At 58.4% G+C, this 8,114-nt stretch carries 7 protein-coding genes; all 7 read right to left on the bottom strand.

Going from position 1 to position 8,114, the window contains the following annotated elements:
* Positions 1-209 precede the first annotated feature (209 nt).
* The 7 genes from era to P1S46_10240 all read right to left on the bottom strand — a co-directional run bounded on the left by era (position 210) and on the right by P1S46_10240 (position 7,886).
* Entirely contained in the window at positions 210-1,100 is an 891-nt protein-coding gene (era, locus tag P1S46_10270; protein MDF1536864.1) for a GTPase Era, read from the bottom strand.
* A 127-nt stretch (positions 1,101-1,227) separates the two neighbouring features.
* Entirely contained in the window at positions 1,228-1,923 is a 696-nt protein-coding gene (gene rnc, locus P1S46_10265) for a ribonuclease III (GenBank protein ID MDF1536863.1), read from the bottom strand.
* On the bottom strand, positions 1,910-2,713 hold the full coding sequence (locus P1S46_10260; protein MDF1536862.1) for an HAD-IIB family hydrolase: 804 nt from the start codon (positions 2,711-2,713) through the stop codon (positions 1,910-1,912). Before P1S46_10260 ends, rnc begins: the two co-directional genes overlap by 14 nt.
* Positions 2,714-2,873: 160 nt before the next feature.
* Positions 2,874-4,895: an elongation factor G gene (gene fusA / locus P1S46_10255; GenBank protein ID MDF1536861.1), complete on the bottom strand. Its 2,022-nt coding sequence runs from the start codon at positions 4,893-4,895 to the stop codon at positions 2,874-2,876.
* A gap of 399 nt (positions 4,896-5,294) precedes the next feature.
* Entirely contained in the window at positions 5,295-6,029 is a 735-nt protein-coding gene (locus P1S46_10250; GenBank protein ID MDF1536860.1) for a DUF4115 domain-containing protein, read from the bottom strand.
* Positions 6,013-6,777 (bottom strand): tetratricopeptide repeat protein, encoded by a 765-nt coding sequence (locus P1S46_10245; GenBank protein MDF1536859.1) that lies wholly within the window; start codon positions 6,775-6,777, stop codon positions 6,013-6,015. Before P1S46_10245 ends, P1S46_10250 begins: the two co-directional genes overlap by 17 nt.
* A gap of 110 nt (positions 6,778-6,887) precedes the next feature.
* Positions 6,888-7,886 carry a hypothetical protein gene (locus P1S46_10240; GenBank protein ID MDF1536858.1) on the bottom strand — a complete coding sequence of 333 codons (999 nt, stop codon included), beginning with the start codon at positions 7,884-7,886 and terminating at the stop codon, positions 6,888-6,890.
* Between the last annotated feature and the right edge of the window lie 228 nt (positions 7,887-8,114).

The following is an 8,114-nucleotide window of genomic DNA, read 5'->3' as shown; positions in this document are numbered from 1 at the left end:
CAATGACTTACGGGGTGAGTCATTGATTTGGGCGCCCCGCGCGGGGCGCGTTGATGACTTTTTGCGAAGTCATCAAACTTCAGCTGATAAGTTTCACGATACTGACATCTGTCTTCTGACTACAGATTACTGTCAAATGTAAGTCATAAACCATGTACGCAGTATCCGTATGACCTGCATACCGGCTACTGTTTACTGAGTACTGTATTTCACTCATACCCCATCTGCCTGAGCAGCCCTTCCCTGTCGGTCCAGCCTTTCTTGACCTTCACCCACAGTTGCAGGAACACTTTTTTCCCCAGCTGGGACTCCATCTCGTGACGCGCCCGGGATCCGATATCCCTGAGCATTTTCCCTCCCTTCCCGATAATGATCCCCTTCTGTGACTCCTTCTCGATGAAGATCGTTGCGCCCACTTCCATGAGGCCGTCGGGCCGGGTGAAGATGTTTTCCACAACCACCGCGATGGAATAAGGGATCTCCTCCCGGGTCAGATCGAAAAGTTTTTCCCTGACGATCTCGGCCAGCCTGAAGCCCAGCGGCTGGTCGGTGACCATGTTCTCCGGAAAGTAGGGAACACCCTCCGGGAGCGCGCCGAGGATCATCTCCACAAGCTTCCCGGTGCCTTCGCCGTTAAGGGCGCTCACAGCGGCGACCCCTGCGAAACCGTACCGGCCTGTCAGCTCTCCGGCTCTTTCCGCCGCAGCCTGGCTCCCGGCCTGATCGACCTTGTTGACGACCAGGAACACGGGCACTTCAGGCCTTTCGGGCAGCATGGCAAGGGCCAGTTCATCCTCCCTACCCTGGGCCCTCGTGGCATCCACCATGTAAAGCGCGATATCCACGTCTCCCGCTACACCGGCAATGACCGCCTGCATATACCTGTTGAGGGCCTTCCCGGTCTCGTGCATGCCCGGAGTGTCCACGAACACGATCTGGGAACCCTCCTGGTGGAGGACCCCGAGGATCCTGTTCCTCGTGGTCTGCGGCTTGTCGGAGATGATGGCCAGCTTTTCACCGCAAAGCCGGTTCAACAGGGTGGATTTCCCCACGTTGGGCCTGCCCAGGATCCCCACGAAACCGGACCTGAATCCGGTCATCTCTGACAACCTCGTAAAAAGCCTCCTGGAGCGATTTTACCGCTGGCGGTCACCCCGATGGCGCGGCCCCAGCCCACAGGTCGCACTTCTTGCGCACATTCAGCCTGACCGTCTTTTGCGGGGCCCATCATGGCTCTTCCTCGAAGCCTGCCAGGGCTTTCATGGCGGCCGCCTCTTCAGCCCTCTTCTTGCTGCGGCCGATCCCCTCGCCCAGGAAACGCCCCCGATGGAAAACGCGGGCCGTGAACCTGGAATCGCTGCAGCCATTGGTGTCCTCAGCAACCTCGTATTCGGGCACCTCGCCGCCGAACCGGCCCTGTATGATCTCCTGGAGGGACGATTTGGCCCCTTTAAGCATTCCACCGGGTTCGGGTATCCGGGTAAACAGCTCTTCCACGAGCTGAACCGTATTGTCCCAGCCGCCGTCCAGGTACACCGCTCCCAGCAGGGCCTCAAGTGCGTCGGCGGCCACGGTGTCGTGGGCCACCGTCGGAGCCGATTCCAGGCTGGGACCCATGAGAACCAGCTCCGGGATCCCCGATGCAGCCGCCACCTCGGCCAGGTTCTCCCGGCGCACCATCTCGGCCCTCAAGAAACTCAAGTCCCCTTCTCCCGACTCCGGAAACCGGATGACCAGCATGTGGGAAACAGCCAGCTGCAGCACGGCGTCCCCCAGATACTCCAGCCTCTGGTTATCCGGACCACGGCTCCTCCCCTCCTTGACGGCCGACGGGTGTGTCAACGCCTCCGCGAGAAGTGCCTCGTTTTTGAAGGTGTAGCCGATCCTTTCCTGGACCAGCCGGACCAGGCTAATGTTTTCCATCACCGGCCATGATCTCCTCGATAGCCATCCGCCACCCCTTTGGACCGATCCCGTCGACCCTGTGAGCAGCCCCTGCCGGGATATCCGGGTCGTAGCTCCCGTCGGGTTTCTGTACGACGAACGGCCTGTCCACGGCCTCCAGCATGGGGAGGTCGTTGGCGCTGTCGCCGATCCCGATTGTCAACACCATGCCTTTGTGCCTTCTGTACAGCTCCGAAAGGATCTTTACAGCCTTTCCCTTGTGACAGCCCCCGGTGAGGTGGTAGCACCTGCCCCCTCTCAACAAGGTGAACCCGTGCTTTTGGGCGGCCTCACGGATCTTTTCGGGTTCATGCTCCATGGGGATAAAGAACGCCTCGTCGTAATCCCGCTGGCGGCTCAGCTGGGCCTCTTCCCATGTGAGACCTGTCAGGGCCGAGATCTCGGACGCTTCCATCTGCCCGAAAGACCGGTACTGGAAACCGACTTCTCCGGCGATCTTCTCCAGCACCGCCCGCACCTGCCCGATCTCCACGCCAAGATGGATCTTCCACTCCCCGTGGATCAGTTCGGCCCCATCGGGATTGTCCCGGAAGAACCCTTCCGGGATGGAAATACCGCATCCGTTCTCGCTGATGTAGGGACCGTCAAGGATCAGAAGCCTCATCCAGCGGAGGACCTCCGCTGCCGTCTTGCTGGTTACGGGGACGACGTCGACCTTCCTGCGCATGAGCAGGTCCAGGGCGGATACGGCTCCACGCACGCTGTAAGTTTCGTGATCGAGCAGAGTGCCGTCCATATCCGTGAACACAACGTATCGACGCGTCCTGTCGGATCGCCCCGGTACAACGCATGTATTTTTGGGAGAGCTCACCCTATTGGATCCTCTTTTTCCACCCACGAATTACCAGTTTACCTGCTATAAATAACCTCGCAAAAATCATCTCCAAGACATTTTGCGAGGCAAGCTCCTAGTCCTCCACCGGCCTGTAGCGGGCCAGTTCCATGGTGAAGCTGCCGCGTCCCTGGGTCAGCGATCTCAATGTTGTCGTGTACCCGAACATCTCCTTTAGAGGGATGCTGGCGCTGATGATCTCCACCTGGCCCAGTTTCTCGACGCCTTCGATAGAGCCCCTTCTCTGTGTGAGGCTGCCCATGACGTCCCCGGTGTGATCTTCGGGGGTTTCCACCTGGACTGACATCACCGGTTCCAGCAGGACGGGATCGGCATCCCTCAGGCACTGGTTGAGTGCTGAAGAGGCAGCGGCCCTGAAAGCCGTTTCCGTGGAGCGGTCGGGGTGATATCCGGCGTCGAGCAGGGTGATCCGCACGTCGGTGACCGGGTAGCCTGCCCTTGTTCCGCTGCCCGCCGCCTGCAGAGCCGCTTCTCTTATGACAGATCGTATCCCGGCCGGAATGTTCACACCCGGTGCTTTGTCTTCGTAATGGACCGTCCCGGCCATCATCATCGGCTCCACCTTGAGGGTGACCTCGGCCTCCTGAAGCTGTCCCGCGATCTCTTTCGAGAACTTAACCGTTTTGCTGACCTTTTTCGTCACCGTCTCGCGGTAGGAGACCTGGGGGTTCCCAACCCGTCCTTCCACCTTGAAATCGGAGAACAGGCGCTGGGCCAGGACCTCCAGGTGGAGTTCTCCCATCCCGCTCAGAATGACCTGGCCTGTCTCCTCATCCACGCGGACACCGAAGGTCGGATCCTCCTGAGCGAGAAGATCGAGGACGGTCAGCAGTTTCTCCTGGTCCTTCACGCTCCTGGGCTCGATGGCCATGAAGATAACCGGCTCCGGGAACACAGGTTCTTCAAGGATTACAGGGTGTTCCGGATGGCAAAGTGTGTCCCCGGTCCGGACTCCGCGAAGGCCGACCAGGGAAAGGATGTCCCCTGCGGACATCTCCCGTATCTCCTCCCTCCTGTTGGCGTGCATTCTCATGATTTTTAATGCCCTTTCGGTTTTTCCCGTCCGGGCGATGAGCATCCTGTCACCCAGTGAGCACCGGCCCGAGTAGACCCTGAGGTAGTGCAGGGTCGGTCTTCCCGCATAGGCCATGACCTTGAACAGGAGCGCGCAAAACGGTCCGTCAGGGTCAGGGGCCCTTTCTACGGGCTGCCCCTCCCACACGCCCCTGACCGGTGGCAGGTCTGCCGGAGACGGAAGGTACGACACGATGGCGTCCATGAGGGTCTGTACCCCTTTTTTCTTGAGGGACGAACCGAAAAGGACTGGATGGAACCGGCCCTGGATGGTCCCCTTCCGCATGACTTCAACAAGAAGTTCCGCAGGAACCTTTTTCCCCTCCAGGTAAAGCTCCATGACCCTGTCGTCGGCTTCCGAAAGACCCTCGAGGAGCCTTTCCTTCCACTTTTCCGCCAGTGGGGCTATCCCCTCGCTGATGTCATTGACCTCGACCCCCTTACCCTCGTCTCCGGTCCAGGCAAGCTGTTTCATGGTCACCAGGTCCACGACCCCCTCGAAACCTGACTCGGCGCCCACGGGCATCTGAACCGGCAGGGGCAGGGCACCTAAAGTCTCTGATATATCTTCGAGTACTTTCTCAGGATTAGCTCCTATCCTATCCATTTTATTGACAAATACTATTCTTGGTACCCTGTATTTTTCAGCCTGGCGCCAAACCTTTTCAGACTGAGGCTGGACCCCGCCTACAGAGCAGAATATCACCACGGCCCCGTCCAGAACACGCAGTGAGCGCTCCACTTCGGCGGTGAAATCCACATGCCCCGGCGTATCGATGATGTTGATGGTATGACCGTTCCACACGCAGGTTGTAGCCGCCGAGGTGATGGTGATCCCCCGCTGCTGCTCCTGGGGCATCCAGTCCATCTGGGCCGAACCCTGGTCCACCTCCCCCATCTTGTGGATCTTCCCTGAATAATAGAGGATCCGTTCGGTGGTGGTCGTCTTCCCGGCGTCGATGTGAGCGATGATCCCTATGTTCCTGAGCTTTTCGCGGGCCATGCATGCTCCTGATGCCAATGGCGCATCAATCGGGTTCCGCTTTCCGAGTTCCGGGTTACAGGTTCCAATGCACAATCCGCTTACCCAGGCGCTGAAAACCTCACCAGATGAATCTTGACGGAAAACAGGTATTCAATGGAAAAAGGCTTTATCGGCGGCAGGATAATAGTAGGAGTAGAAACAGCAGGTTGCACCAGCTACACCAGATGACTTGTTGTTTCTACTTCTACCGATCCTTCATCCGCTGCGTTAAAAGCTCTTCCGCTTTTCCCTTCCCGTTGAGCCAAAGTCTTACCCGGACTTTGGCGATATTACAGCAGTCTCCGTGAGGAAAGGGAAAACGACGCTTTTCCCTTTCCGTGAAGCGAAAAGTCCCGGATTGGACTTTTCGCGACCCTATTATAGCTCATCCCTCGTGATCGTGTAGTTGGAGATAACCTGCCCCTGTGCTCCCGGCGGGCCGAAACGTTTTCCGTTGAGCTCGAAGAGCACCCCGCCCGCGTTCCCTATGAAAAGGGTGATCCTTTCAGTGGCCTTGAGAGCGATCTCATCCCCTGCCCTCATGGTGGTTTCCCACGGTTCGGCGTTGTCCGGCTGTATGCGCAGCCATGTCTTGTCGATGGCTCTTATGAGCAGGTCGAGTTCCCTGACCGCCTCCTGGACCGCCTGTCGTCCTTCCGGCGGCTCTGTCACGGACTGGTCAGCGGTATCAAATGCCGCCTCTGTGACATTGCGAGCCGGCTTTTCCTCATTCCCCTTGCCGTGGATCAGGATCCCACCGAGAATAAGCGCCACCAGGACAAGACCGGACAGGATGAGAGGAGTGGGCCTCTTGCACCCGTTGCTCGCATCGGTTTCCTCCTGCGGCTCCGCTACCAATGCGCCGTCGAGGATGGCGAACAGCGGCTCCGGATCACGGCCCAGTTCCTGGCAAATTGACCTGACGAACCCCCTGATAAAAATCTGGCCCGGTAGAACATGCAGCTGTCCTTCCTCCAGGGCAGCGATGTGCCGGGCGGTGATCCGGGTGCGAACCGCCAGTTCACCGATCTCCATCCCGGAATCGGTACGGTAGCTTCTGAGCCTCTCCCCAAGTTCCTTTTCGGCCTCATGGGTCTCATTCGATGAGATCAAGGTATCCCCTCGCGAGCCGCCCTTCCTCGCCCTGGCCGTCCGTGAGTTCGAGGACCTTCCTGAATTCGCGCCTGGCGGCGACGTAATCCTTTTCCTTGTAGTAGACGATGCCCATGTTGAGCCGGGCGCCAGTAAACCCGGGCACCCGTTTCAACAGGTCCAGAAGCATCGCTTTGGACTTTTCCAGCCTGCCCTCTTCCAGGTAGATCTGGGCGATCATGTTCTCGATATCCGGCTGGTTGTCCCTGGTGTTGAGGGCCCTGTGGAGCATCTCGAGGGCCCTGGCGGCCTCGCCCTTTTTGTAGTAGGACCACCCGATGATCGTCATGGCCCTTTCCGGTGTGTCGTACGCGATCTGGTCCATGGCCTTCCGGCAGGCCGAGATAGCCTCGTCCCAGCGTCCCAGCTTCATAAAGGTAAATCCCAGGTTGTTGTAGGCGTCGCCGTGGGTCTTGTCCAGGTCGATCGTCCGCTCGAACTCCTCCACGGCAAGCTCGTAATTGGTACGCAGGAGATAGATCGTTCCGAGGCCGAAATGGGCCTCCGCGTCGTTGGGGATCAGCCTCACGGCCTTGGTCAGGTTGAACTGGGCTCTTTCCATATTCCCATCGGAAAGGTAGTTGAACCCCTCATCCCGCAGGATCTCCCCCTCCCTGCGGTTTTCCGCTCTCTTTTCGGCAGTCCCGGCACATGACTGGAGCCCGGCCGCGAGAAAAAGAACAGCGATCATGATCAGGCAGGTTCTCATCTTTTTCAAAACCGTCACCCTCCGGGAGTGGATTTAGCTGTCAGCTAAATCCAATTTCAGATTCCAAATTCCACATTCCAGGAAATCAGCTCTTTGCTATTAGCTGATTCTCAAAACCTCGACAGAAACCTCACCACGCTTAGCTGGATCTTACGGTCATCGGGAAAGGCGGCATCTCCGGTAACCTTTGCATCATCAGGACGGGCTGCGGGTAACCCAGCCGCAGCTTCCCCCCCACCAGGAGCAAAGGCGGCCGGCAGAACCGGTGACACCTCTACGGCTTCCGTTTCAATATTCTCTTCAGGGGGCGGGAGTTCCTCTTCCTCGACCTCTACACCCCCGGTCCCGATCTCCTCTTCAGTTGCTCCCACCCCGTCTGGTTCGACCTTTTCCATGGCCTCTTCCCAGGCCGGTTCAACAGGCTCTTCCGCAACCTCTTCGATGGCAGCGACCATCCCCTTTCGTTTGCCCGTTTTCCTGGCATCCTCGGGCTTCAGGAAAGCCTGCTTTAATAGCTCGTCGAAATCACCATCGGCGACAAGGACATTATCCCTGGGCGGCTTGTCCTCAACTTCCGGCTCCTGGTCATCGTCCACCTCCGTAGCCCCATTGTCAGTCTCAGGGGCCTGGTCGACCAATCCACCTTCCGGATTTTCTTCCTCGATGACCTCCAGAAGCTCGGTCGACGCGATCTCATCGTCGACCTCAAGGAGCTCCGGCTCGATGGTTCCGGTCTCCCGGTACAGGGCCTCTTTCCCGGCCCAGGAAGCCCTCTGTTCCGATGACATGGTCTCCCACGGAACCTCCTCGAGGATGGACCCCATCGCTTCCACGAAGTCGATCGCCTCGTCGATCGCTTCTTCGGCTCCGGCGGGGTCGTAAGGGTTCTTGTCGCACCCGTAAACAATATGAAAAGCAGGCTCGATCATGAAAAACACGATGTAGGTCTCATAGCCCTTACCCATGTCGCCTGTGACGATGTAGACCTCTGAGGGTTCGGAGATGTGCTCGCCCACCGAGATGCGTACCTTGTTCATCCCGGTGTAAACCCGCTTCAGGAAATCGGCTTTCACCGGTACTATCGCAACGTCGGACAGGAGTTCGTACATACCCTCACCTCACCCGATACTTCGGTTAACCATCCTTACATTCCCCACCGGAACATTATCAGGAATTTGTACCATTCATGGCGGTCATCAAGCAAGTGCTGTGCAGAGACCCGAAATCCGCGATTGGTTTGGGCCGGCCCCTGGTCGGGGGGTCTGAGGGGTCTGTTTTTGACACGCCGGTCCTGGTACCTGGACTTTTCGGCATCGACGCCACCCGCCGACCCCGAA

It is taken from the genome of bacterium, assembly GCA_029210545.1.
Classification (GTDB): Bacteria; BMS3Abin14; BMS3Abin14; order BMS3Abin14; family BMS3Abin14; genus JARGFV01.
Note: the sequence above shows the minus strand (reverse complement) of the source record. Positions and strands in the feature narration are given on the sequence as shown.